Below are 25,187 nucleotides of genomic sequence, written 5' to 3' on the forward strand. Positions count from 1 at the left end.
GCACCCCTCACCCCGGCCCTCTCCCCTCCGAGGGGAGAGGGTGGTAAATCGTTTGGCGTTATCAGTAGGTCTAGTAAATTTTAATTGTCAGCGCGGAGTGATGTCAGCGGCTACAGATTAAGGATTTTATGGTATCAGCAGTGATTGTGGCGGCGGGGCGCGGGACGCGCATGGGACCGAATGTGGACAAGCTGTTCCTTGAAGTGAACGGCAAGCCCATCATCGTACACACATGGCGGCAGTTCGATTCATGTGCGGCAGTGGATGAGATCGTGTTGGTGGTGCGGGAGGGGATGCAATCGGCGTTTGAAGAGTTGGCGGCGGATGAAGGTTTCAAGAAGCCGTATCGGTTGGTGCCGGGCGGGAAGGAACGACAGGATTCGGTGTGGAATGGCATCGTGGCGATTTCAGAGAAGGCGGAGATTGTGGCCATTCATGACGGGGCGCGGCCTTGTGTGACGTATGAACTTATCGCGGCGACTATTCAAGCGGCGCGTGAGACGGGTGCGGCGGTAGCGGCGCAACGGGTGGTGGATACGATGAAGGAATCCACGGATGGCAAGACCATCAGCGGGCACTTGGACCGGAGCCGGTTGTGGTCGGTGCAAACGCCGCAGACGTTTCAGGTGCCGGTCATCCGCAAAGCGTTATCACTGGTGAAGGAGAGGGGACTTTTGGTGACGGATGATACGGCGGCATGTGAATTGATTGGGCAGCCGGTGCGGTTGGTGGAGTGTGCGACGCCGAATGTGAAGGCTACGGCGCCATCGGATATTCCGTGGCTGGAGATACTCTTAAAGAAATGACGAATGACCAAATCCGCATGACGAAGGAACCGGTTGCACCGGAGGCCAGTAATGTCCAAGGAAGCATTTAGCCACGGATGGAACAGAATGACACAGATTTGGGATGGGGCTCGGAGGCATTTGGGCTTTAGTCATTCCTTGGTCATTCGGGCTTCGTCATGGGTCATTGCGAAGCTACGAAGCCTCGCTTGCTATTTTGGTTCATGGGTCTTAGTTTGCGCGTAGTACGCAGATAAGCGGTTATGAAGAAAAAAATCCTCTTCAGTACGGTGACCTTGGTGCTTGGGGTGAACCTGTTCCTCGGTGCGCAGATCTATTTCCACAGTGTGCAGGCGGCGGGCAAGGATGACCCGTACAGTCATTACGCGTTGCTGGCGAGGGTGATGGAGATGATCCGCAAGGATTATGTGGATGGGGAAAAGGTGTCTTATCAGGATCTGATGCATGGGGCGTTGCGCGGTATGGTGTCCACACTGGACCCGCACAGCGAGTTCATGGATGCGTCTAAGTTCAAGGATTTGCAGGATGACACGGAAGGCCAGTTCGGCGGGGTGGGCATCGTCATCCAATCCAAAAATGGTTTTCTGACGGTGGTGGCGCCGATCGAGGATACGCCGGGTTATGCGGCGGGCATTTTGTCTGGTGATCGAATCGTGGAGATCGGGGGCAAGAATGCGGAGAAGCTGCCCATCTCGGAGGCGGTGAAGCGTTTGCGTGGTGCTCCGGGCACGGAGGTGACGATCAAGGTGGCTCGAGAAGGCTGGGCAGAACCGAAAGAGATAAAGCTGGTGCGTGCGGAGATCAAGGTGGATACGGCGAAGGATCTGAGCGGCAAGCGGGAGTTCAAGCTGCTGGAGGATAACATCGGTTACGTACGCCTGACACAGTTCGGCGAGAAGACAGCGGATGAATTGAAGGCGGCTTTGGAGAAACAGCAGAAGGCGGGGATGAAGGCGCTCGTGCTGGACTTGCGGGCGAATCCGGGTGGCTTGCTCGACCAGGCAGTGAAGGTCTGCGAATTGTTCCTGCCGCGCGGCCAGCTGATTGTGACGACGGAGGGCCGCAATGAAGCGCAGAAGTCTTCTTATTCGGCGAAGGGGCCGGGAATTTACAAAGACATCCCCATGGTGGTGTTGGTGAATGGTGGCAGTGCGAGCGCCTCGGAAATCGTGGCGGGTTGCCTGCAAGACGTGAAGCGCGCGCATATCATGGGCGAGCAGTCGTTCGGCAAGGGTTCGGTGCAAAGCATCTTGCCGTTGCCGGATGATTCGGCGCTACGCCTGACGACGGCGAAGTATTACACGCCGAGCCATAAGACGATCCATGAGCACGGCATCACGCCGGATAGCATCGTACCGATGTCGCTGGAGGATGAGGTGAATCTGGCGCGTTTGCGTTCCCCCGGTGGTGCGGAGATGTTGGAGGGTGAGGACAAGGAAAAGGTTCTCGGAACGAAGGATGTGCAATTGGAACGGGCGATGGATTTGCTGAAGGGGATTCTGCTCTACACGGGGCAGGATGCGAAGAAGGCGGCGAAGAAGGGTTAGTGGAAGAGTTGATGGTGGATAGTAGATGGTGGGGATGAACATCGAACTCTCGAGGTTGCGGGCTGGACGCTGGCTTTCTGCCGTCATAACGTGCGGCACGCATGCAGGATGATGTGACGGTGCCGAAGCGGTTTTTCAAAGGTTGGGCGATACCCGGACCGGATGTACCGCGTACGGATGTGCCCGAGGTGGAAGAAGGAGAAACCTTGGATGCCATCAGCGGGCAGTTCCGGTTGTTCCAACTGGAGAAGGGGCATCGCTACAGCACGGATGATGTGCTGACTGCGTGGTATGGGACGAGCTGGTGCCCGACGGCGCATCGGGTGCTGGATCTGGGCAGCGGTATCGGTTCGGTGGGCATGATCGCGGCGTGGCGATTGCCGGGGGCGAAGTTTGTAACGATCGAGGCACAGGAGGAGAGTGTGCGGCTGGCGGGGAAGTCGGCGAGGTATAACGGGCTGACGGAGCGTTATGAGATCCGGCAGGGGGATTTCCGTGAAGCGGGGATTTTGCGCGAGGATGACGTGTTTGATCTGGTGCTGGGCAGTCCGCCATATTTTCCCCTGGAAGCAGGTGTGCTGGGGGATCATCCGCAGAAGATCGCCTGCCGCTTCGAGACGCGTGGAGATATTTTAAGCTATTGCCAGGCGGCGTCACCGCGGCTGGCGCCGGGTGGTGTGTTCGCGTGCGTGTTTCCGGTGAAGCCGGAGGCGCAGAAGCAACGAGTGTTCGAGGCGGCGAAGGAAGCAGGGATGAGTGTGGTGCGCTGGCGGCCAGTTGTATTGCGGGAAGGAGAGGTGCCGTTACTGGGTGTGTTCATCCTCATGCGTGCGGAACATCTGCCGGAGGATATGCGGGGGCAGACATGGGAGGAGCCTCCGTTGATCATCCGCAAGACGGATGGGGCGGTGCATCCGGAATATAAAGCGGTGAAAATGGCGTTCGGTTTCCCCCCCTGATATGAGCGCCGAGGCCAAGCCCCCCTCTGCCGAGTTGTCTCCCTTGATGACCCGTCTTGTGCGGGCGGCTTCGTGGACATTGGCCGGAGCGGTAGGAAGCCAGGTGCTGGGGTTTGCGGGCGGTCTGCTCACGGCGCGGTTGCTGGGGAATGAAAGTTTTGGCCAGCTTTCGGCGGTGCGCGGTTTGCTGCTGGCCTTCGGTATTTTTTCAGGTGCGGGGCTGGGGCTGGCGGCGGTGCGGTATGTGGCGGAGTTTCGGGATAGTGATCCGGCGCGGATGGCGGGGCGCATCCAGTTTTTACAGCGGCTCTCGTGGATGTGTGCAGGGGTGACGGCGGTGATCGCCGCGTGTCTCACGCCTTGGATGTCAGACGGCTGGCTGGGCGAGGGGAGTTTGCGGAACGTTTTGTGGCTGGGGTGCCCATTGGTTTTATTCAACGGCCTTTCCGCGATCCAGAACGGGATTCTGGGGGGCTTGGAAAAATTCAAGGCGATCGCGCGCGGGATGGCGGTGGAAGCCACGGGCAATTTATTGGGCGTGGTCTTCGGCGCCAAAGTGGCCGGGATGGGGGGAGCCGTGGGAGGAGCGTGCGTGGCGGGTGGGGTGGCGTGGGTTTACCGGCGCCATCTGTTGCGTCAGGAGGGGATCAGATTGCAGGCGGCAGAAAAGCGGAATTTCGATAAAGGCTGGCTGCTGCATGAGGCGATGCCGTTCATCATTGCGGGGACGCTCTCGCAGCCGTTCGAGTGGTTTGCGCGGCTTTCGCTGGTGCGGCAGCCGGAAGGTTTTGTGCAATTGGGATATTTCAGCGCGGCTTTCACATGCGCGCAGGTGATCGCGTTTTTGCCCCGTCAATTCACGGTGCCAGGAGTGGCATTGCTGGCGGGATTGGCGAAAGCGCAGGGGGCAGTCACGGCGGTGGAGGTGGTGCGGATGAATTTCAAGCTGCTGATGCTGCTTGCGTCCCTGGCGGCGATTCCCATGCTGCTGGCAGCGGACTTCATCCTGCGCCTGTTCGGTTTCACGGCGGGTGGTGATGTGCTGGTGGTGCTGGTGCTGGCGAATGTGGCGGGGGTGTGTTCCGGTTTTTTCCGCACGATCCTTTCTGCCTCCGGCAAGATCTGGTGGCAGTGCGGGCAAGTGCTGGTGTGGAGCGTGGTGCTGGTGCTAACATGGCTGGCGCTGGAAGAATACGGTGCGCTGGGACTGGCCTGTGCGTATCTGGCGGCGTTCGTGGTGGTGCTGTTCCCGCAAGGCCGCGCGGCACGGGTTTGCTTGCAGGAGAGCGGGAGGGAAGATGCGAAGGCGGGAGCGGGTAGCGAAACTAAATTGTGTGAGCGGTGAATTGCAAAAATTGAATCCACCTCCGTGGCATCTGCAGATGCTGGCGGCGGTCTTGCGCGGGACGCAGGGCTGGCCGTTGAGGGACCGTGTGGCGCAGCGGCTGGACCGGCGGCTGGCGGAGCAGGGCTGGGTGCTGGAGCATGAGAGTGATGGCTTGCGCTGCCATCTGGAGCTGGACGATACGGTGTGCCGGGGAACCTACATCGATGATGGTCATGAGGTGGAGACGGGATTTTATCTGAAGCATTTGATCAGGCCGGGCAACCGGTTGTGGGATGTGGGCGCGTGTCATGGTTTTGTGAGTTTGCGCATGGCGCAACTGGCGGGCGCAGCGGGGAGAGTGGATGCCTTTGAACCGGTGACGGCCAACCGTTTGCGGATGGAGAAGAATCTGAGACTTAATCCCGATTTGGCTGCACGCATCACGGTGCATCCTTACGCGCTCTCCCACGAAGCAGGCAGGGTGATGATGCAGCGGACGAGCGGAAGAAACCCGGGCGCCAGCCATATCGTGACGGAGAAACCGGCAGAGGACAAAGGCCGCGAGCGTGCCGGTGTGGCCGGGACGGAAATGGTGGAGACGAGAGCGGCCGAGGCGGTGTGGCAAGAGACTGGGGCAACCATGATACACGGAGTGAAGATCGATGTGGAGGGGCATGAGTTGCAGGTGCTGGCAGGGATGGGCGCGCTGGTGAAGGAGCAGCCGCCGCGCTGGTTCTTGATCGAAGTCAGGGACACTTTTTTGCGGGCAGCAGGCGGCAGCCGGGAAGAGGTGTTCGCCTGGTTTGCGGAGCGGGGTTATGTGGCGCAACGGCTCGTGCCGGGCAGGACGATGGTGCCAGACATGACCCCACGTGATGCGGCAGCGGTTTTGTTTTTGTACGGGGAGGAAGGGAAGTGAACGAGCCTGGTTTCAACCGCCCGATGGCGGAGGCGGATCTGGGCCGGTTGCAGGGCGAGGCCGAGGTGACGCGGTTGCGCGCACTGGTGGATGATTACACGGTGGCAAATCTGCCGGTGATGAACGGCAGCTTGAAATACAGCAACTTCAGTGAGGGACCGGAACGGCTCTTCACATTGAACCAGTATCGCCTGTGGGAGTATGTCTCGTTGTTGCAGCGGTTGCCGGAGCTGGGCGGCAAGGTGAGGTTTCTGGATGTGGGCGGAGCGGGCGCCGTGCTGGCGTATGCTCTGGCGGAGCGCGGTCATCAAGGAGTGGCGGTGGATCTGAATGCGGAACTGGTGGCGACGTGTGCGGAGGTGGCAAAAAAAAGAGGTCTCGCGCTGGAGGCGCTGGTGGGCGATGCGACGGGGGATCTGACAAAGGCGGGCGAAGGCTTTGATCTGGTGACGCTGGTTTCCGTGCTGGAGCACATCCCGGAGAATGAGTGGGTGAAGGTATTCGCGAACTGTGCGCGGGTGCTGCGGCCGGGCGGTTGGTTGTATCTGACGTTTGATTACGGGGATTACCGTACGGCACAGCCTTTTGGGGAGAGTGTGCGGGACATCGCGCCCGTATTGGCGGCGGTGAAGGCGGCGGGCTTGCGGATCAAGGGAAATGATCCGGGACGGTTGGGGGCGGAATGGCTGGAGCGCAAAGTGGCGCCGGGGCATGAGGTGTTCGGGCGACAATATTATCTGCACATGGGGCGGGCACCGGGGGTGATGAAGCGGTTGAAACGAGAGGTGAAGCGGGTGGTGGCTCCACTGCTGCAAACGCCGACACGGTTCGCGAAACATAATTTTTTCCGGATGCTGCTTGAAAAAAACTGAGGCCATCAGACCGCGCACAGTGCTGGTCGCGGATGCCGCCGGGCATATCCTGGAGCGGATCGCGCGGACGTGGTGTGTGCATGGGCGGGGCAGGGAGATGGAGGTGGTGCTTTCGGAGGAAGCATCGTTGCCGGATTGTTGCGGGCGTGGGGTGGAGGCGGGCGGGGTTCATTGGCTTGACCGGCGACGGGCGAGCAGGGCGGCGGCGGTGGCGCAGTGTCCGCAAGTGGTGACGATCTATCATCATCTGCCGGGGGAGGAAGCGGAGACCGGCAGGATGGCGAGAGATGTGGATGTGGTCACGGCGGGGTCTTTGCTTTGGCAGGAACGTTTGCAGAAGCTCACGGGGCAGCGGGTATGGCTGATGCCCCAAAGTGTGGATACGGAGTGGTTCCGCCCTGAGCCGGAGAAAAAATTGAAGCAACGAGAAGCTGGCTTGCCGGGAGAGGCGCTGGTGGTGGGGTTTGTCGGCAAGGCGGGAGCGAATGTAGCTGACCGTAAGGGGACGGATGTTTTTTTGCAGGTGATGATGGCGTGGGCACAGAAGAGGCCGACGGTGGTGGTGCTGACGGGGACGGGCTGGGAGGAGTTCGCGGTGAGGTTGCGCGGACACGGCATGCAGGTGGTGCGGAGGAGTTACGATGATTGCAATGCCACGCGGGAGGCTTACGGGCTGATGGATGTGTTGCTGGTGACGGCGCGGGAGGAGGGCGGACCGGCGACGGTGCTGGAGGCGATGGCGTGCGGGGTGCCAGTGGTGGCTTCACGGGTGGGGCATGTGCCAGAAGTCATCCGCGAGGGTGAGACGGGTTTTCTGGCCGGGGCGGGCGATGTGGGTGCTTACCTGACGGCTTTGGAGCGGTTGGTGCGGGAGGAGGGTTTGTCTGAGCGTTTACAACGGGAGGGGCGCGCTTTGATGGTGCGGGAACGGGATGACCGGGTATTGATCCCGCAGATCGATTTTGCAGGGATAGGGCGGGCGGCGCAGGAGCGGTTTGCGCAACGGAGTGAGGAGGAGTTGGGGTTGCGGCAGCAGCGTTTGCGGTGGTTGAGGTGGAGACAGAAACTGGCCGGTTGGATGCGGGGCAGCAGGGATTAAGGCGGATTTCGAACGCGCCCACGACAGAAGATGGTCAGGATTTCGGGTTGAAATGGGGCTGGGCGACAGTCTTTACTGGGGAGGTAGCCTGTTTGGTACCACTTTTGAAGTCGAGAGGAAGTAGTGTGGCCGGATGGGATCGTGCGTGGCTGGTTCTTGCGCGAGGGATGGGACGAATACCTGGATGAAACTTTCGGTGATCATGTCGGTTTATAATGGTGAACGCTATCTGGCGTCTGCCATCGACAGCATTCTGGGGCAAACTTTCCGAGATTTTGAATTCCTGATCGTAGATGATGGTTCAAAGGATGGGACGGCGGACTTGCTGGCGAAGTATGCGCGAGAAGATCCACGGGTACACGTGGTGACGCATGGGAAGAACAAGGGTTTGACGGCTTCGTTGAACGAATTGGTGCAGTTGGTGAAGGGGGAGTATCTGGCGCGGATGGATGCGGATGATGTGAGCCGGCCGGAACGGTTTGCGCGGCAGGTGGAGTGGCTGGACAATCACGCGGCTTGCGGGTTGGTGGGGAGCGCTTATACATTCATTGATCTGGAGGGAAGGGCGGGGATGACGTTCCGTTTCGAGAACGATCATCACTACTTGCAATGGTATCTGTGTTATCAGAATCCGCTGGCGCATCCGGCGGTGATGGGGCGGACAGCTTTGTTTCGTGCAGTGGGAGGTTATCGTGAGGAGTTCCGCTATGGGCAGGATTTTGATTTGTGGTGGCGCCTGAGTTTTACCACGCAACTGGCCTGCCTGCCGGAACCGCTGACGTTTGTAAGGCGGAATCCCACGGGCTTGAGCGGGGTGCATCAGCCTGAACAACTGGTGGCGAAGAGAAGGATTTTGACGGAAATGCTGCCGCGTCTGGGGATGAAGGACGTGGAGGAGGTTTTGCTGCGAGGTGCGCCGGGGGAATCCATCCGCAGGATTTATGCCTGCTTTTCCGGTAGGGAAGGGGTGTCCGAGAGAATCAAGGAGCTGATCCGGCGGGATTCCGCTGCCCGACTGGGGCTGATCTGGTTGCGCCATCCGTTTAAACGAGGTTCGGCAGAGGTTTTACGGGATTCCTTGGCTTATTGCCCAGCGGTCCTTTTGCGGGGTGTATTCCAGATGGCATCCAGATGGTGTGTCAGTAAAGTGGACAATCCGATAATTAGGTAACGGAGGGGGTGGTGTGAATATGGACATATTTTGCTCAGTGATAAGTTTTTGTCTATATTTCTTTGCAATTTTCACTGGATAAGGTGTCCTGTTTTTGTTTGTGCTTTCGGATTTTGTCTTGACCTTGGGCGGTCTGCTGATTACCACACACGAAGCTGGAGGGGCTGCCTGTCTGGGGCCTCTGGGTAACAGGCGCGTGTCAGAGGCTCTGGGCGGTTAAAATCTCAAACATTATGAGCAGTAACATGGGGTCATTGTGTCTGGTAGGAGCGGTGCGTTCCGCAAAGGAGTCTTCTTTTAATTTTTCCAATTCTTTTATGAAAAAAACTTTACTCACCTTGATGTTGGGCGTGCTGGTCGGTACGAGCGCGGCGACGGCAGCGACGGTGACGTGGCAGGGTGATGATTCGGCAGATTTTAATACTGGATCCAACTGGGATACCGGAAATCCGCCGGGTGTGGCGGATGATGCGGTGATACCGGCCTCGCCGGTCGGGCCGAATCTTGATCCGACGTCATCTGGTGCCATCAGTGTGTTGAGCATGAACATCGCGGCGGGGCGGACAGTGACGGCGACGGGGGGGAATGTCACGATCGGGGTGGGTGGTCTGACGGTGGCGGGGACGCTCTCGCATGCGAACCGGAGCCTGACGGTGAATGGGGCGACGGATATTCAGACGGGAGGTATTATAACCCGAACCTCGGGTGCGATCAATTTTGTAGGGGCACTTACAGTGGCGGGCACGTTGGAGGGCACGAGTGGTGGTACTACGGTGCGCAGCACGTGGACGCATACGGGTACTTTTACGGCTGGGACGGGAACTGTGACTTTTCAGGGCACTTCTGCTCAAGTGATTCCCGCCGTCAGTTTCAGTGGTGTGACGATCAATAATGCCTCTGGAGTGAGTTTGGATGCAGGGGTTGCGAATCCGTGGGTGCTAACGGGTACGCTGACATTGACGGCAGGTAACTTGAATCTTGGCGGGAGAAATTTATCGCTTGGTGGTGGCTTCACGGTGACCGGTGGCTCGATCACTGGTACGCCCAATGTGGAATTCACCGGTAGCGCGAATGCCACTTTTGGCGGCAGCGGCAGTTTGACGGTCAATGATGTCACCAGCAGCAGGACAGGTGGTACCATCACTTTGGGTGGTGATGTGACGGTGAATGGCAATGTCAATTTTGCCGGTGGCTCATTGAGCCAGGGTGCGGCGGGTCGCAATCTGATTGGTGCAGGTGGCGCATTCAGTTTTACCGGAGCAACGCTCACGATTTTTGAGAGTGGCACAACGCCTTTCAGCACGGCATTCACGGGTTTTGCGGCCAGCCCGACGGTCACGGCAACCGCGGGTGTCACTTACAACCAGGCGGGTTCTGCCACGGTAGATTTGACCTCTTTCAACAGCAACCTGACGGTGACGGGCGGTGGTTCGTTTGTGTTGGGTGCGAACACCACGGTGGGCACCACGCTGACCATCGGAACGACGGCGGCGACTTCATTGAATGCCAGCGGCTTCAATCTGAATGTGGGGACGACGATGACGGTGAATAACGGGACTTCATTCAACGCGGGCAGCGGAACGATTACGGCTGCCGCCATCACGCTGGCCGGGGCCGGTCCTGCTTTTGATGCGGATACCGCGGTGATCAATGTGGATGACATCACGCTGGCGGGTGGAGCCGGTGCTTTCAATGCAGATGGTTCCACGATCAATATCGCGGATGATTTCGGCGGCACGGCTGCGGCTTTTAGCGCTGGTACGGGCACGGTCAACTTCGTGGGTGGGGCGGCGAACGATCAGAACGTATTGCCCGGCATGAGCTTCAATAATTTCACGGTGAATGGTAACGCGACTGCGCGAGTGCTGGTTTCGGCGACGGGCACGGTGACGGTGAACGGGGCGCTGAATGTGACGTCCGGCATCTTGGACGTCAATACGGCCACGACGCGGAATTTCTCCGGTGCCACCACCAGCACGCTGACGGTGGGTGCCAATGGTACACTGCGTGTGCGTTCTACGGGAGCGACGCCGACCACGACGGATTATCAGAGCTTTGTGGCGATTGTGCGCGGTGCGGGCAGCACGGTGGAATATATGGCGGCGACCACGCTCGACCTGAGCAGCTTCCATCACCTGATCATCAACGGGGCGGGAACTTTCACGTTGGGAGCAGCCACCACGGTGCAGGGCAATCTGACGCGCAGCGCGGGTAACTTGGATACGGGCAATTTTAACCTGGATGTGGATGGCAACCTGCTGGTGGGGGCGGGCACTTTGACGGCGGGGACATCGACGATCAATGTGGGCGGGAACCTGACGGGTGCCTTCACGGGTACGAGCAGCACGGTGATCTTGGACGGCACGGGTGCGCAGTCCATCCAAGGTACGGCGAATTACGGCAGCATACAAATTTCGGCCAATAACCGGACGGTGACGCCCACGGTCTCATTGACGGCGGCGGGGACTTTTTCCGTGGGTGCCAATGCGACTTATGATTCGACCGGTTTCAGCCTCACAGTTGCGGGGGCAACGACCGTGGACGGCACGCTCAATATCCGGACGACGGGCGGAACGGTGAGTTTCTCCAGCCTGACGATCAATAGCGGCGGTTCGGTGGTCTCCAGTGGCAACCAAGCAGTGACGGTCACGGGTGCCCTGGCTATTTCGGGTACATACAACGGCACGGCGGGTGGCGCGATCACGGTGGATGGCGGAGTTACGATCAATACCACGGGAACGCTGACACTGGGCAGCCAGGTGCTTACAATCAATGGTTCTGATTTTACACGCAATGGTTCGGGTGCATTCACGGCTGGAACTTCTACCGTTACTTTTGGAACGGGTGACAGTGCGGTGACGGGAACTTTCACGGGTGCCAACTCATTCAGCAGCCTGACGTTGAGCAAGACGGCTGCAGGAAACACATTGACGGTCAATAACAACATCGCGGTTAGCGGTGTTCTGGCGGTCACGACGGGAACACTGATTCCCGGTGCGCAAACTGTCACGGTGACGGGCAATGTCACCAAGGGAACAAATGGTTCCATCACGCCGGGCACCAGCCTGTTTGTGTTCAACGGTTCGTCCCAGACGGTGGCAACATTGCTGACCTTCAATGATGTGGATGTGATTACGGGTTCCGGAGTGACGTTTGGGGCGATCACGGCAAATACGTTTGACATCGCCGCCACGACGGCGACGACGGTGAGCGTGGCGACGGGCGCGAACCTCGGGGCGGTCACGGTTGGTGACTTGGCCACGGTCACGGTCACAGGCACGGGTACGCTTACGGTCAGCAGCTTGAGCAATGATGGTGCCATCTCCTTCAACAGCACTGGCGGGCTGACGGCGACATCGGTTACACTGACCGGCAACGGTTCGCTTTCCACCACGTCCAGCGGTGCGTTTGTCATTCCAACACTGAATGTTCCCTCTGGTACAAGCCTGACACATGGCAGTGGTGCTTTCACGGTCAGCGGAACGGCGACCATCGGTGGTGCTTTCACCAAATCCTCTGGAGCTGTGTCGGTGGGAACCTTGGACTTGACGGCGAATGCGAATTACCAGCCGGGTTCGGGCAATGCGACCTATTCCACGGTGACGATTGCCAATACGGCAACTTACGATACGACCACAGGCACAGGAACGGTGGCGGTCAATGGCAACTTGACGATCGCCGGTTCGTTTGACGCAGCGGATGGCACGGGGACCTACACGGTGACTGGCAATGTGGAGTTGCAGAGCACGGGCAGCTTCACCATCGGCACGCGCACATTGGACATCGTGAACGGCAACTGGACCAAGGTAACGGGTAGCACGTTGACGGCGACTGGTTCGACCGTTTCCTTCACCGGCACTACGGCCAATACCGTTACCGGTATTACAACGTTCAATAACCTGACGTTGAATAAATCCAGCAACGGCCTGACGGTGTTTGATGACATCACGGTGGCCAACCTCGTGTTGACCGCAGGAACGCTGACGTTTGATACGGGCAATGCGGATGTGGAAACAGTGACGGTCAGCGGCAACATCACCCGCACGACCGGTTTGATCACGGCAGAGAATTCTAAATTCCTCTTCACTGGCACCGGCCAGACGGTTGCTTCTGGGCTGACCTTCTTTGATGTGGAAATCGCCAATGGAGCTTCGGTGGCGACCTTCGCAGCAACCACCATCACGGGAACGCTGACGACGACCGGAACGGGTTCGGTGAACTTCTCGGGGGATTCCAGCGTGGCGAACATCGTCAACAACGGCGCGATGAGCTTCAACACCAACGTGGATATCACCACGAGCGGCAATATCACGAACAGTGGTACCATGACGTTTGCGGGCGCGGGCACGATCAACATTGCGGGGAACTGGACCGGCAACGGTTTGGCGACGGGTGGCACGCCGACGGTGACGGTGAGCGGGAATGACTCCACGCTGGTAGGCAGTTACTATAACTTAGTGATCGCCAAAACAGCCGGACAGACAGCATCGGCGAATGGTGCGGTGACGGTGTTGAACACGCTGACTTTGACCTCTGGCACACTAGATATGAATGGCAACGGACTGACGCTGCAAGGTGTTGGCACAGCCGCAGTTATCAATGGTGCCGATGGCACGGTGTTCTTGGCTGATGGCGGCACGGTGACATTCAGCGGCTCAGGCACTGACAATGATATTGATCTGACGGCCGGTACGGTGACGTTCCACCATGTGGTGGTCAACAAGGGTACGGGCAATAAACTGGATGTGCAGACTGCGATCGCGGTGACGGGCGACCTGACGGTGACCTCCGGTATCTTGGACATCGACGCCCCGGTGACGGGAACTGCGGTGACGGGGAATGTTTCCATTGCGGGCAATGGACAAATTCTCCTTGGTACGCGCACGCTGGCAGTGGCTGGCACGAGCTTCACAGTGAATGGAACTTTCAGTTCAGGTGCCACGGGCACGTTGCTCTTGAATGGCAGCGACAATGTGGCATTCGGAGGCACGACGGATCCTATCACCTTGGGCAATTTGACAGTGAGCTTGGCTGATTCCACCGATACAGTGGATCTGGCGCAGAACATCACGGTGTCTGGTTCCATCAGCATCACGGAAGGTATCTTGGACGCCAGTGGCAATACGGTGGCGGTCACGGCGGACATCGCGGTGCAGACGGGCGGCCAGTTCACTGCGGGTACGACGACTACGGTGGGTGATGACATCCAGATGGATGGCGGCAGTTATCTGGCGGGTGCGGGAGCGACCTCCATCACCGATGACCTGCAATTGAATGGTGGTACATTCAATGCCGGTTCCGCCACGACGACGATCTCTGGTAGTATCACAGGTTCAACGGGTGGCGGTTTCACGAAGGGCAGCAGCACGGTGCGTTTCATTGGTGCAGGCACTGAAACGGTTATTGTCGATGTGATCTTTAACAATGTTTTAGTGGAGCGTTCGGCGACGTTGACGATTAACAACCTCGGCACATTCGATGTGGATGGCACACTGACGATCAATAACAACGCGGCGGCGACGACGGTGTCTGCCGGTGCGACTGATGTGACGGGCGCGGTGCTTATCACCTTGGGCCGGTTCGATACGAGCGGGACGACTACGATGGGATCTTCTCTGAACATCGTGGATGGCGAGTTTGAGAACTTGGAAGCGAATGTGACTGTCACCGGAGCAGTGACTGTGGGTGATACACTGGCAGCCGCTGCCTTGCTTGATTTGGGGTCGCAAACGTACAGCTTCGGCAGTCTGACGGTGGCTGTGACGGATGGCACGGTGACGCTGGCGAGCGGTTTCAACCTGAGCACGACGGGTGCGATGACGGTGAATGGAACTTTCGGTACGGTGAACGCCCAAGGCACGTTGACGGTGGGCGGTGCCTTCTCCATGGCGAGCACAGGCGTAGTATTCCTCGGTACGGGTGACCCGACGGTCACATTCAACGGCACGGTGACCATCCCCTCGGGAGCAAGCTGGACCTCGGATGTCACGAGCATCACCATGAACGGTGCGAGCTGGACGCAAGGGGCGCTCCTGACGGTGAATGCGACCTCGAGTGTGACATTCGGCGGAGGCATCGCACAGAACATCGTTTCCGGAACGTTCCCGAACTTGGTGATCAACAAATCGGCGAATGCGGCGACGCTCTCGAGTGCGACGATTGTGGTGTTGAACAATTTGACGCTGACGGCTCCGGCGGCGGGCTTGAATCTGAACACCCGTCAAATCCAGGTGGCAGGCAATATCTTGGGCACGGGCAATGTCATCACGGGGCCGACAGGTAACAGCCAGATCCGTTTCAACGGCACGGTTACACAGACGATGGTAAGCGGCATCACCGTCAGCCAGTTGGTGTTGGATGGTGTGGGAAACACAGTGCAGGTGCCTTCGGGCGGCATCACGGTGAACACTTCCATCACGGTGCAAAACAGCAGCACACTGGACCAGGTGGCGGCAGGGCGGACCATCTCGGGTGACGGCAGCACCAGCTTTGTAATGTCAACCACGGGCGCCACACTGCGGTTGTATGAGAATTTCAGCTCGATGTTCCCGACAGTAACGATTCCGGCCTCCGTGAGCGGCACGGTAGATTGGTTGGCAACGATTGGCGTGAACGTGGAACTCTTGAGCATGCGGAATGTCACCTTCGGCGGCACGGGTACCTATGCCCTGACGGCTGATACGACGGTGAACAGCGGTTCCGGTCTGGCACAGGTGACGGCGGGGGCCCGCCTGAACACGGGTTCGTTCAACCTGTTGGGAACGGGCACGTTCACTTTGAATGCCAACGGTACGCTGGGCATCGGCTCAGTGGACGGCATCACGGATTCGGGCGCCACGGGCAATATCCGGACGACAACGCGTAATTACAGCACTAACGGCATTTATTCCTACAACGGCAGTGCGTTGCAGGTAACGGGTAATGGTTTGCCGGGTGATGCCGGACAGCGGGTGTTGCGTCTTTCCATTGATAACGCCAGCGGTGTGGTGCTGAGCCAAAGCACCACGGCTTCCAACCTCACCTTCTCAGCGGGTCACTTCTTCACCAGCCCGGCGGGCTCGCCGATCGTGATGACGGTGACGAATGTGACGGGCAGCACTGGTGCACTTGCTCACGTGGTAGGCCAGTTGGCCAAGCCGTTCCCCACGGTGGTGAATGACCAGAGCTTTACCTTCCCCGTGGGTGATGGCACGAACTACACGCCGGTCATCGTCACGGACATCGACATCACGGGGCCGGGACGCTTGGTGGCTTCAGCCCGGACGAATTACGTCGGCTCGAGCGAGGCCAGCTATCCGCCAGCCGTGGTGAGCAGCCAGCAGGTGGCGGGTCTGAACAAGGACACGATCTTGAACCGCTCATGGACAATCGACTTCCTTGATGGATTTACGGGTGATTTCGATCCCCAGTTCGCCTTCTTGGATACTGATGTGACGGCTTTGACGGTCAACACGGAGGAAAGCAAGTTTGTCATCCGCCGTTACAACGAGGATGTGAACGGTCTGGGTGAACAATGGTTCGGCACGACATTTGGCGCCCGCGTGACGGGGGCTGTCCCGAGTGTGAGGGCAAATGAACTGGATAAAGCCGGTGACTTCATCGTCGGTGCCCAGGCTCCGGCCCAGTATACATTCAATCTGGGTGCGGGTGTGATCGGCTTCAAGACCAACGTGGTGAGCAACATCACGGTGGACATGGCGGATTATATCGGTGAACCGCTGGCGTTCGGCTTTGCCAACCGCAACTTGCAATTCGCTGTGGCTCCGGTGACTGGTGCTCTTGGCGGGTTAAAGCTGGATGTGATCTCGGGCGCAGGTTTCCAGGAATGTTACACCACAAACAACGTGAATTCGGGTATCACGATCAAGGCGTTGGGCACGGTGCCCGGCTCTTACACGGTGGGTGTGGTGGATAACCAGTCACCGGCTGGCGCAGGTGCCCAGACGGTGTTTATCGGCATCGGACCCACGGCGGCCAATGGCGGTTCGACGGCTGATTTCGACGGCAGTGGCATGTATGGCCTGACGCCCAACCTGTATAACTCCGGTTCATGGAACGGCTTCACTCCGGGTCAGACTGGACATGAGGCGGTGACGGTAGAGATGTGGTTCCGGGCGGATGCCGCCGGTGTGCTCTTGGATGAGCGCGGTGCCGCTGACCTGAAAGGTTTCCGCGATTCATGGATCGAGCTGGTTCAGGTTTCCCCGGGTGTGCTGGATGTGCGCTTGCGCGTGTGGAACTTGCCGACGTATCCGACCACGGGCCTTTCACTGGGCACGGTGGGCACGAACACATGGAACCATGTGGTGCTGCGTTATAGCGAGTCCGGCTCCGGCACGTTGGATGGTTTCTTGAATGGCGTGAAATCGGGCAGTTCAGTCACGGGTGATCGCACGACTCCGATCGAGAACGGTGCAAGTGGCATCTACTACGGTCTGGGCCTGGCGAACACGACGCACTTGGGCAGTGGTGCTGCTTACGATGGCAGCATGGACGAGGTGCGTATCTGGAACATCGCCCGCTCGGATGCGGAGATTTTGGCCAATTGGAACAAGACGGTGGATCCGCAATCGGCCAACTTGCTGGCTTACTATCGCTTCGAGGATGGTGTGGGCACCATCATGGCGGATGAGACGGCCAATGATAACTTCATCAGCGTGGTGGGTAACACGCCGGTGTGGGGTGCGTCTGGAGCCATGACCAACGCGGCTTCCCGGACGTTCACGATGCTGGATACTGAGGTGCTGACAATCGCCCTGAACGGGTATGACCCGGACAATACGGGGGCGATGTTCGCCCAGGTCCGCGGATTGACGGGTACCAACACAGTGGCCCAGTTGCAGCAGACCAACGGTATGGCGATCGGCAGCGGGTTCGTGACGGTCTCCAACCAGTTGGTGCATATCGACGGCCTCACTCCGGGTACCATGACCTTCGAGTATCGCGTGAACAACGGCATCGCGGTTTCGGCCTCGGTGACAATGACGGTGAATGTGCTGAGCGCTGCGAACGCGGTGCCCACGCTGACACCGACGACGGTGACGAAGACGGGCAATGAAGATTCGGCCATCACCATCAATTACAGTGATGTGATCTCTGGTTTGACGGGCATGAGTGTCTCGGACGGTGACGGCCCAAGCACGGTGGTGCTGGTGCTGCAGTCCGTATCTTCGGGCACGTTGCTGAAGGCGGGCAATCCGGTGACGAACTTTGTGACCACGCTGGCCACGGGCCAGAGCTTCACATGGACGCCGCCGATGAACTATACCGGCACGACAAACGCGTTCACGTTCAAGGCTTATGACGGCCAGAACTACTCAGTGACGGGTACGGCGCAGGTGATAGTCAGCCCGGTGGGGGATGCCCCGATCGCCCAGTTTGTGAGCACGGCGCTGGAGCTGAACGGTACGAACTATCTGTTCACCCCTAACCTCCGCAACAAGTTCACGGATGAGACAGTGACGTTGGAATTGTGGTTCCGTCCAAGCACGAACAGCCTGGGTAACTTGAACCCCGGTGTGCTGATCTCCGAACGCGGCCAGAACGGTCTCAACGGCTGGCGCGCCAGCCAGATCGAGTTGTTGCAAACGGGCGAGATCAAGGCACGCGCTTGGAACCTGACCTCGCTCTCGCTGGGGTATGTGCAAACCAACAACTGGAATCATGTGGTGGTCCGCTACAACAAGGCGACCAGCCGCACGGAAGGTTTCTTGAATGGTGTGAAGGCGGTCGGGTTCGTGCCGGGTGACCGCACGGCTCCATGGGAAGGCGGGGCAACTGGCGGCTTGTTCTACGACGTGGGTGCCATCAACAACTCCTCGGCCAACTTGGGCACGACGGCCTACTTCAAGGGACATGTGAACGAGTTCCGCATCTGGTCGGTGGCCCGTTCTGATTCCCAGATCACCAACAGCTACCCGGGCCAACCGATCAGTGCTGAAACCGGCTTGGTTGCTTGGTATCAACTGGATGATGCCTTGGTGGCAACGACGGCGGATGACTCCAGCAGCAATGGCTTCGATGCCTCACTGCTGGCTGGCACTGGCGGTACGGCAGCCAAGTTCGTAGAGGTGCCGGTGGAAGCGCAGATCGGAGGCGCGGATGTGCTCGTGAAGCTGGATGCTTATGATGTGGATACGGCGCAGACGGGTCTGACGTGGTATATCACGGAAGCTCCGGCACATGGCACGCTCTATCAGAACATCTTGGGCAGCTTGGGCTCCCAGATCAGTGCGCCGCCATCCACGGCTCTGCTGACTTACGCGTTGAGCGGTGGCAAGGTGTTCTACACACCACCGGCCTCAGGTGCATTCACTACGGATTCATTCAAGTTCCAAATCAGTGACGGTTCCCAACTGTCGGCTGAGATCACGGTGAATATCGTCTTTGGTGACGGTGTGGCGGTGATGAACTTCGTGGGTGGTTCCTCATCCACTTCCATGGGCAAAGGCAAGGCGCAGTTGAGTTCCGTCAGCTCTGGTGCTGCGGGTGTGCAGACATCCCGGTTCAGCCTGAGCAGCAGTGGTGCGACATCCTCTGGCGTGCTGTTCCCGCTTTCGGCGGTGATCACCGCGCCGGTTGAGGGTGGTGTGGGCCTGACGGGTGAGTCCTTGAACGTCACGGTTCAGACGGCGGGCGTGACGAGCCCAATGACCCGGGTGGACATCCTCGCCAATGGCGTCTGGATTGGCCAAGCCGTCCCGACCGGCGACGGTGTTTATGAACTCGCAATCGACGGTTTGGCAGCGGGTGATTACGAACTCACAGCCGTTGTCTCAGATGCAGCCAGCAGCGGTGGAGTGTCAGCTCCGGTGAACGTATCGGTTTACGATCTGAAGCCTGGCCAATAAGCGTTAAGCCGCAAAAATGATTGAATCATGGGGGGAAGCCAAACTTCCCCCCTTTTTCGTTTTCACGCGCGTTGCATGTTTGTAAGTTACCCATTGATGAGCGGTCAGCGTGCAGCATTTAACACTGAAGGCAGACGCAGTTTCCTGCTATGGGGGCTGGTGATGTTGATGGGGGTGGTGTTGCCGGTTGTGGGTGAAATATCCTCCCCACTGGTGTTTGATTGGAAGAAGGTAGCCAGCGTGTATGCCGGGCGCATCGACCAGTTGAGAGCGGTGACGACGGATACGGCAGGCAATACATATCTTGTAGGCGCTTCTGCCAGTGAAGTGCAGGGATTGAATCTGATCACCTTGAAACTGGGTCCAGCGGGGCAGGTGCTTTGGCAGGTTGAGTATGATGGCGAGGGTGGTGATGACATTCCAAACGCGGTGGTCGTCAGCCTGGATGGGGATGTCTATGTCACTGGCAGTTCGATCAATGGTGCGGGAAATACGGATATCGTGACCCTCCGTTACACAGAGGAAGGCAGTCCATCACCTTTCTGGTCTGATGATGGAGCGGGAGATGGCGTCAGACGTTATGATGGTGATGTAAGCGGTTTTGACAGCGGCTTGCAGGTGCTGGTGGATGCAAATGGTTCCGCGTATGTGGCTGCGGGTTCGGCAGGGCCGGGGACTTTTTCCGACATCCTTTTGCTAAAGTATAGTTTGAACGGGGTTCTTTTTTGGGAGGTCCGGTATGATGGCCCCGGTCATTTCACGGATACCCCCAAGAGCTTGAAGTTCACCGCCAGCGGCAATCTGCTGGTCTTGGGGGAATCCGCCGGGGATGGCACGGAGGCCGACTGGGTTTTACTGCAGCTTGATGTGAATGGGAATCCCGCATCGGCTTGGCCTGATGCGGGCTCTGGTTCCGGAGTGAGGCGTTATAACCACAGCGGCACCAGTTTCGATGTGCCTGCGGCCATGCAGAGCGACGGCAGTGGAGCAGTGTATGTGGCCGGGACGGTGACTACGAGCGGGGCAAAAGATATTGTGGTGGCAAAGTTCAATCCAGCAGGTGTGCTGGCCTGGGCTACAAGTTATAACGGAGAAGGCACTCGCAATGATGAAGCTGTGTCTTTGGTCCTGGATACCACTGGTGATGTGATCGTGGCGGGGAACACGGACAGGTCTGTTTCCGGATGGGACATGGTGCTGTTGCGGTTGACGGAGACGGGAAATTATTCCTCTGTCTGGGCTGATGAGGGTGATGGCGCGGGGGTGCGACGTCACGCCAGTGATGGTTCAGTTACAGATATGGCTACAGGGGTGGGCTTGGGTGCTGGCGGTTACTTATATCTGGGGGGATATTCCTTTGCCGCCGCCACGGCAGATGATGCTTGGGCATTGGTTTACCGGCGGGATGGGACTTTTCTGGGAGGCATCTCATTTGATGATGAAACGGGAGCGAGTGAACGGCCGATCCGTCTTTTGCTGGCGTCTGGTGACCGGCTGATCATGGCGGGCACGAGTTTTGGCAGTTCTGGAGAGGATGATCTTTTTGCGGTGAGTTTTGGGATCAAGCCGTTGCTGGATCTGGTCGCAGATCATGCTGTAGTGACCACCGGTAAAGCGCGGGTTTTCTCTCTCCCCATGGCGAATCCCTCTGCTTACACTTATCAATGGTTTCGTAATGGAGAAATCCTAGCAGGAGCGGATGAGCATATGCTGACTGTCTCTGTGCAAGGAGCGGGACAATCCGGAGAATATACGGTGACGGTGGGGAATGATTTTGGGTTGATGGAGTATGTGGCCGGTGAAATCACCCACTTGGCCACGAGTTGGACATCAGTGAGCGGGACTGAACTCAGGTTGACGGGCAAATCCGGCGCACGCTTGCTGGTGGATCATGCTGACAGCGTGACTGGGGGCATTATATGGTCGCCAGTAAATGACATCACGCTGGGTGCTGGCACCAGCATTGTCACGGATGCCGGGGCGAGCGGCTTGCCACGGCGATTTTACCGTGTCAGACGGGTAGCCAATGAATGAAGGATCAGGTGGCAATGGTGCTGCCGAGAACAGATTTGAGATGTCACTATGAGATGTTGTCGCGCTGGGTTTCTTTTTATTCTGGCATGCACGGCAGGTATCATGTCGCTTCTGGGCTTCCGGGTTGAAGCGGCACAATTGCCGGCGGATCTGGCTCCTTATTTCCAGCCACCGGCTGAATTCGCGGGGAGGCTGGGAAACTATCGTTCGCCGCTTAAGTTTTACGATGGCTCGGAAGTGAAGTCCGCGAAGGACTGGCCGAAGCGCCGCGCAGAGTTGTTGGCCAAGTGGCATGAGTTGATGGGACCATGGCCGGAGTTGCTCAGGGATCCGAAGCTGGAGATACTGAGCACGACCAACCGTGGTGATCTAATCCAGCACAAGGTGAGGGTGCAGTATTCGGCGAACCAGTTTCACGAGGGCTACCTGCTGAAGCCGCCTGGCAAAGGGAAATTTCCCGCTGTGCTGGTGCCTTTCTACGAGCCGGAAACGAGCGTGGGTCTGGCCGGAAAACCGTTGCGGGATTTTGCCTTGCAACTTAGCAAGCGCGGTTTTGTGACGCTCTCAATCGGTTCTCCCGGCGGCAGTGCGTTTGCCCCGGACATTGCCGGGGCGCAGTGCCAGCCGCTTTCATACCATGCGTATGTGGCGGCGAATTGTGCCAATGCCCTGGCGAATCTGCCCGAGGTGGATGCAAAACGCATCGGAGTCATGGGGCACTCTTATGGTGGCAAGTGGGCGATGTTCGCGGCCTGCCTCTATGACAAGTTCGCCTGCGGTGTGTGGTCCGATCCCGGGGTGGCTTTTGATGAGCAGCGCACAAGCGTGAATTATTGGGAACCATGGTATCTGGGAAAAGACCCGTCAGTGACCCGCAAACGTGGACTGCCTACAAAGGAGAATCCGCGTACGGGCGCTTATCAGGTGATGGTGAAGCAGGGGATGGACTTGCCGGAATTTCAGGCGCTCATGGCGCCGCGACCATTCTTTGTCTCCGGCGGTTCGGAAGATTTTCCGGCGCGATGGGTGGCGCTGAATCACGCTGCTTCCGTGTATAAACTGCTGGGAATCGAGAACGGTGTGGGAATGTCCAACCGGCCAAAGCATGATCCCACGGAAGAATCCAATGAGTTGGTTTACCGATTTTTTGAGCATCATCTGATGGGGCGCTAGACACACTGCCTCATCAGATGATGAAGGAAGGCGGCTTAACGCCAATAACCTTCGCGAAATTCCCAAGTGTTGCCGTTGCCGGTGCGTTGCCAGTGGCCGGGCACCCATTCGGATTTCGGGCGGGGCGGTTTCATCCAGCGGCCAGGCGTCCAGGTATAGCCGGTGCTGGAGTAGGCCCAGTAGCCGGAGATCCAAACATGTCCTGAACTCGGAGCGGGTGGCCGGGTTTCTGCGACGGGTTGAGGGGGAGCCTGCTGCACCTGATATACTACGGGAGTGGCCGTCGGTGACGGGGCGACGTAGACCGTGGGAGCAGGTTGTTGCACTACCACGGTGCGCGTGCGCCGGGCACAACCGGTGATGATGAGAGCGACCGCGAGGGTGGCCAGTGTCACAGGGAGTAATCTTTGCCATTTCATAGTAGGACTTTCTGCCGGACTGGGGATATGCATTCTTTGCTGCGTCCCAATCGATGAGGAGCGCGTGACCCGTCGCGGCTTATACTTCAATGTCTTGCAAGATGCGTGCTCCGGCTTGTGGGGGATTCTCCCCATGACCGCTTGCACGAGGCTCGACCAGTGAGGAGCGTCAGCATATTTTGAATGCGGTCTGTGAATGAAATTTAAATTCGACTGGTTTTTGACGGGATTGGTGGTGGCTGTTTTGCTCGCGTGGTTTTATCCTGAGCCAGGAGCGAAGGGCGGATGGCTGCATGCCGATCTGCTGAACAAGTGCGGCGTGGCGCTCATCTTCTTTCTACACGGCGTAGCGCTTTCTTTCGCTGCGTTGAAGGCAGGCACATTGCGCTGGCCGCTGCATCTGGCCGTGCAAAGCACCACGTACCTGATCTTCCCTGTGATCGGTTTCGCCATCTACTTTCTGCTGCGCGGCAGTGTGGATGAAAATCTGCGGCTTGGTTTCTTTTTTCTCTGTGCGTTGCCATCCACAGTATCTTCTTCCGTGGCGATGACGGCGGCGGCGCGAGGGAATGTGCCGACGGCGGTTTTCAATGCCACACTCTCGAGCCTCATCGGCGTGGTCGTTACGCCCTTGTGGATGGGGTTGGTGATGAAGACCACGGGGCAATCGTTGCCCATCGGGAAGGTGATCTTGGACCTCATCATGTGGCTGGTGCTGCCGCTGGTGTGCGGGCAGTTGTGCCGTCCTTGGCTGGGGGCGTTTGTACACAAGCACAAAAAGGGAGTGCATGTGGCGGATCGCATGACGATATTGATCCTGGTCTATACTTCTTTCGCCGAATCTACGAAGCAAGGAGTGTGGTCCGGGCAAGGAGTGCAGACGGTGGTGATGACGGTGGTCGGCAGTGCGGTGTTGTTCTCGCTGGTCATGTTCATCACGGGGAAGATCTGTGATCGCATGAAGTTTCCGATGGATGAGCGCATCACAGTGTTGTTTTGCGGGTCGAAGAAATCGTTGGCGGCGGGTGTACCGATGGCGCAATTGATCTTTGGTGCGCATCCGGCCTTGGGACTGCTGCTGCTGCCCATCATGGTGTATCACTCGGTGCAGTTGATCATCTGTGGATGGCTGGCGGGACGGTGGGCGGAAAGGAAGGACACTTGAATAGGCAAGACAGGGAGAAGCTCGTAAGTTTATTACGCCCCGCGAAACGCATCTTGATTTTCACGGGTGCGGGTGTTTCCACGGGCAGTGGCATTCCAGATTTTCGCGGGCCGAACGGGGTGTGGAAGAAGCGGCAGCCGGTTTATTATGATGACTTCATCCGGTCGGAGAAGGCACGTATCGAGCATTGGGATTTCAAGCTGGAGGGTTGGGAAGGTTTTCGAGATGCGCAGCCGAATGAAGCGCATCGGGCGATCGTAGAATTGGAGAAAGCAGGACGGCTGGAGATGCTAGTGACGCAGAATATCGATGGGCTTCATGCCAAGGCGGGAAATTCGGCGGAGAAGATCATCGAGCTGCACGGGACCAATCTGCTCATCGAATGTCTGACGTGTGATGAACGTACGGACCCGCAAGCGCATTACGATTTTTTTAAGCGGACGCGCAAGCCGCCCATGTGTCATTGCGGAGGCTTGCTCAAGCCAGCGACCATCAGCTTCGGGCAGAATTTGTGCGAAAGGGATATCGATCAGGCAAATCTTGCTGCGTGGCGCTGTGACCTGGTCATCGCCTTGGGATCATCGCTATCCGTATATCCGGCTGCTACGGTGCCGATGGTGGCGGCGCGTAATGGCGTGCCTTACGTCATCATCAATCAAGGGGTGACGGAGCATGACCATGCGCGGGAAGTGAGTCTGCGCATTGAGGGAGATGTGAGGGATTATCTGCCGCAGGCGGTGACTGAAATTGTTAGTTGATTTGTTTTTAGCCACTGCTTGGAGAGGCAGCCTACGTTGCTTATGGACGATGCCTTTCCCCTCATCCCGGCCTTCTCCCCTAGGAGAA

General features: G+C 58.2%; 14 protein-coding genes. 13 read left to right on the forward strand and 1 reads right to left on the reverse strand.

Annotation, left to right across the window (positions count from 1 at the left end):
* Positions 1-128: 128 nt before the first annotated feature.
* The 11 genes from ispD (at position 129) to VGH19_11230 (ending at position 22,757) form a co-directional block, all read left to right on the forward strand.
* A complete protein-coding gene (ispD, locus tag VGH19_11180; GenBank protein HEY1171923.1) occupies positions 129-806 on the forward strand; it encodes a 2-C-methyl-D-erythritol 4-phosphate cytidylyltransferase in 678 nt (225 codons plus the stop codon).
* A 242-nt stretch (positions 807-1,048) separates the two neighbouring features.
* Complete coding sequence (locus VGH19_11185) at positions 1,049-2,353, forward strand: S41 family peptidase (GenBank protein ID HEY1171924.1); 1,305 nt, start codon at positions 1,049-1,051, stop codon at positions 2,351-2,353.
* Between the two features lie 101 nt (positions 2,354-2,454).
* The gene (locus VGH19_11190; protein HEY1171925.1) at positions 2,455-3,312 is read left to right on the forward strand and encodes a methyltransferase domain-containing protein; all 858 of its coding nucleotides are present in this window, start codon (positions 2,455-2,457) and stop codon (positions 3,310-3,312) included.
* A 1-nt stretch (position 3,313) separates the two neighbouring features.
* Positions 3,314-4,657, forward strand: coding sequence for an oligosaccharide flippase family protein (locus VGH19_11195; protein HEY1171926.1), 1,344 nt, complete (start codon positions 3,314-3,316; stop codon positions 4,655-4,657).
* Positions 4,647-5,558, forward strand: a complete 912-nt coding sequence (locus tag VGH19_11200) for an FkbM family methyltransferase (protein HEY1171927.1) — start codon at positions 4,647-4,649, stop codon at positions 5,556-5,558. Before VGH19_11195 ends, VGH19_11200 begins: the two co-directional genes overlap by 11 nt.
* Positions 5,555-6,430, forward strand: coding sequence for a class I SAM-dependent methyltransferase (locus VGH19_11205; GenBank protein ID HEY1171928.1), 876 nt, complete (start codon positions 5,555-5,557; stop codon positions 6,428-6,430). The genes VGH19_11200 and VGH19_11205 overlap by 4 nt, the downstream gene beginning before the upstream one ends.
* Complete coding sequence (locus tag VGH19_11210) at positions 6,417-7,529, forward strand: glycosyltransferase family 4 protein (protein HEY1171929.1); 1,113 nt, start codon at positions 6,417-6,419, stop codon at positions 7,527-7,529. Before VGH19_11205 ends, VGH19_11210 begins: the two co-directional genes overlap by 14 nt.
* Before the next feature lie 202 nt (positions 7,530-7,731).
* On the forward strand, positions 7,732-8,700 hold the full coding sequence (locus VGH19_11215) for a glycosyltransferase (GenBank protein HEY1171930.1): 969 nt from the start codon (positions 7,732-7,734) through the stop codon (positions 8,698-8,700).
* A gap of 317 nt (positions 8,701-9,017) precedes the next feature.
* A complete protein-coding gene (locus tag VGH19_11220; protein HEY1171931.1) occupies positions 9,018-19,550 on the forward strand; it encodes a LamG-like jellyroll fold domain-containing protein in 10,533 nt (3,510 codons plus the stop codon).
* Between the two features lie 75 nt (positions 19,551-19,625).
* Positions 19,626-21,584: a hypothetical protein gene (locus tag VGH19_11225; GenBank protein HEY1171932.1), complete on the forward strand. Its 1,959-nt coding sequence runs from the start codon at positions 19,626-19,628 to the stop codon at positions 21,582-21,584.
* 102 nt (positions 21,585-21,686) lie between these two features.
* Positions 21,687-22,757 (forward strand): prolyl oligopeptidase family serine peptidase, encoded by a 1,071-nt coding sequence (locus tag VGH19_11230; GenBank protein ID HEY1171933.1) that lies wholly within the window; start codon positions 21,687-21,689, stop codon positions 22,755-22,757.
* A gap of 35 nt (positions 22,758-22,792) precedes the next feature.
* Here VGH19_11230 and VGH19_11235 read toward each other — a convergent pair whose 3' ends face one another.
* Positions 22,793-23,176, reverse strand: coding sequence for a hypothetical protein (locus VGH19_11235; protein HEY1171934.1), 384 nt, complete (start codon positions 23,174-23,176; stop codon positions 22,793-22,795).
* A 196-nt stretch (positions 23,177-23,372) separates the two neighbouring features.
* Here VGH19_11235 and VGH19_11240 point away from each other — a divergent pair, with 196 nt between their 5' ends.
* A complete protein-coding gene (locus VGH19_11240; GenBank protein ID HEY1171935.1) occupies positions 23,373-24,341 on the forward strand; it encodes a bile acid:sodium symporter family protein in 969 nt (322 codons plus the stop codon).
* Positions 24,338-25,099, forward strand: coding sequence for a Sir2 family NAD-dependent protein deacetylase (locus tag VGH19_11245; GenBank protein ID HEY1171936.1), 762 nt, complete (start codon positions 24,338-24,340; stop codon positions 25,097-25,099). Before VGH19_11240 ends, VGH19_11245 begins: the two co-directional genes overlap by 4 nt.
* The last annotated feature ends 88 nt before the right edge of the window (positions 25,100-25,187 follow it).

It is taken from the genome of Verrucomicrobiia bacterium (genome assembly GCA_036405135.1).
Taxonomy (GTDB): domain Bacteria; phylum Verrucomicrobiota; class Verrucomicrobiia; order Limisphaerales; family JAEYXS01; genus JAEYXS01.

Excerpts from the sequence above, each read along its gene's own strand:
- VGH19_11225 (HEY1171932.1), top strand. The coding sequence starts at position 19,626 with ATGTTTGTAAGTTACCCATTGATGAGCGGTCAGCGTGCAGCATTTAAC.
- ispD (HEY1171923.1), top strand. The coding sequence starts at position 129 with ATGGTATCAGCAGTGATTGTGGCGGCGGGGCGCGGGACGCGCATGGGA.
- VGH19_11220 (HEY1171931.1), top strand. The coding sequence starts at position 9,018 with ATGAAAAAAACTTTACTCACCTTGATGTTGGGCGTGCTGGTCGGTACG.
- VGH19_11215 (HEY1171930.1), top strand. The coding sequence starts at position 7,732 with ATGTCGGTTTATAATGGTGAACGCTATCTGGCGTCTGCCATCGACAGC.
- VGH19_11185 (HEY1171924.1), top strand. The coding sequence starts at position 1,049 with ATGAAGAAAAAAATCCTCTTCAGTACGGTGACCTTGGTGCTTGGGGTG.
- VGH19_11190 (HEY1171925.1), top strand. The coding sequence starts at position 2,455 with ATGCAGGATGATGTGACGGTGCCGAAGCGGTTTTTCAAAGGTTGGGCG.
- VGH19_11240 (HEY1171935.1), top strand. The coding sequence starts at position 23,373 with ATGAAATTTAAATTCGACTGGTTTTTGACGGGATTGGTGGTGGCTGTT.
- VGH19_11195 (HEY1171926.1), top strand. The coding sequence starts at position 3,314 with ATGAGCGCCGAGGCCAAGCCCCCCTCTGCCGAGTTGTCTCCCTTGATG.
- VGH19_11230 (HEY1171933.1), top strand. The coding sequence starts at position 21,687 with ATGTCGCTTCTGGGCTTCCGGGTTGAAGCGGCACAATTGCCGGCGGAT.
- VGH19_11235 (HEY1171934.1), bottom strand. The coding sequence starts at position 23,176 with ATGAAATGGCAAAGATTACTCCCTGTGACACTGGCCACCCTCGCGGTC.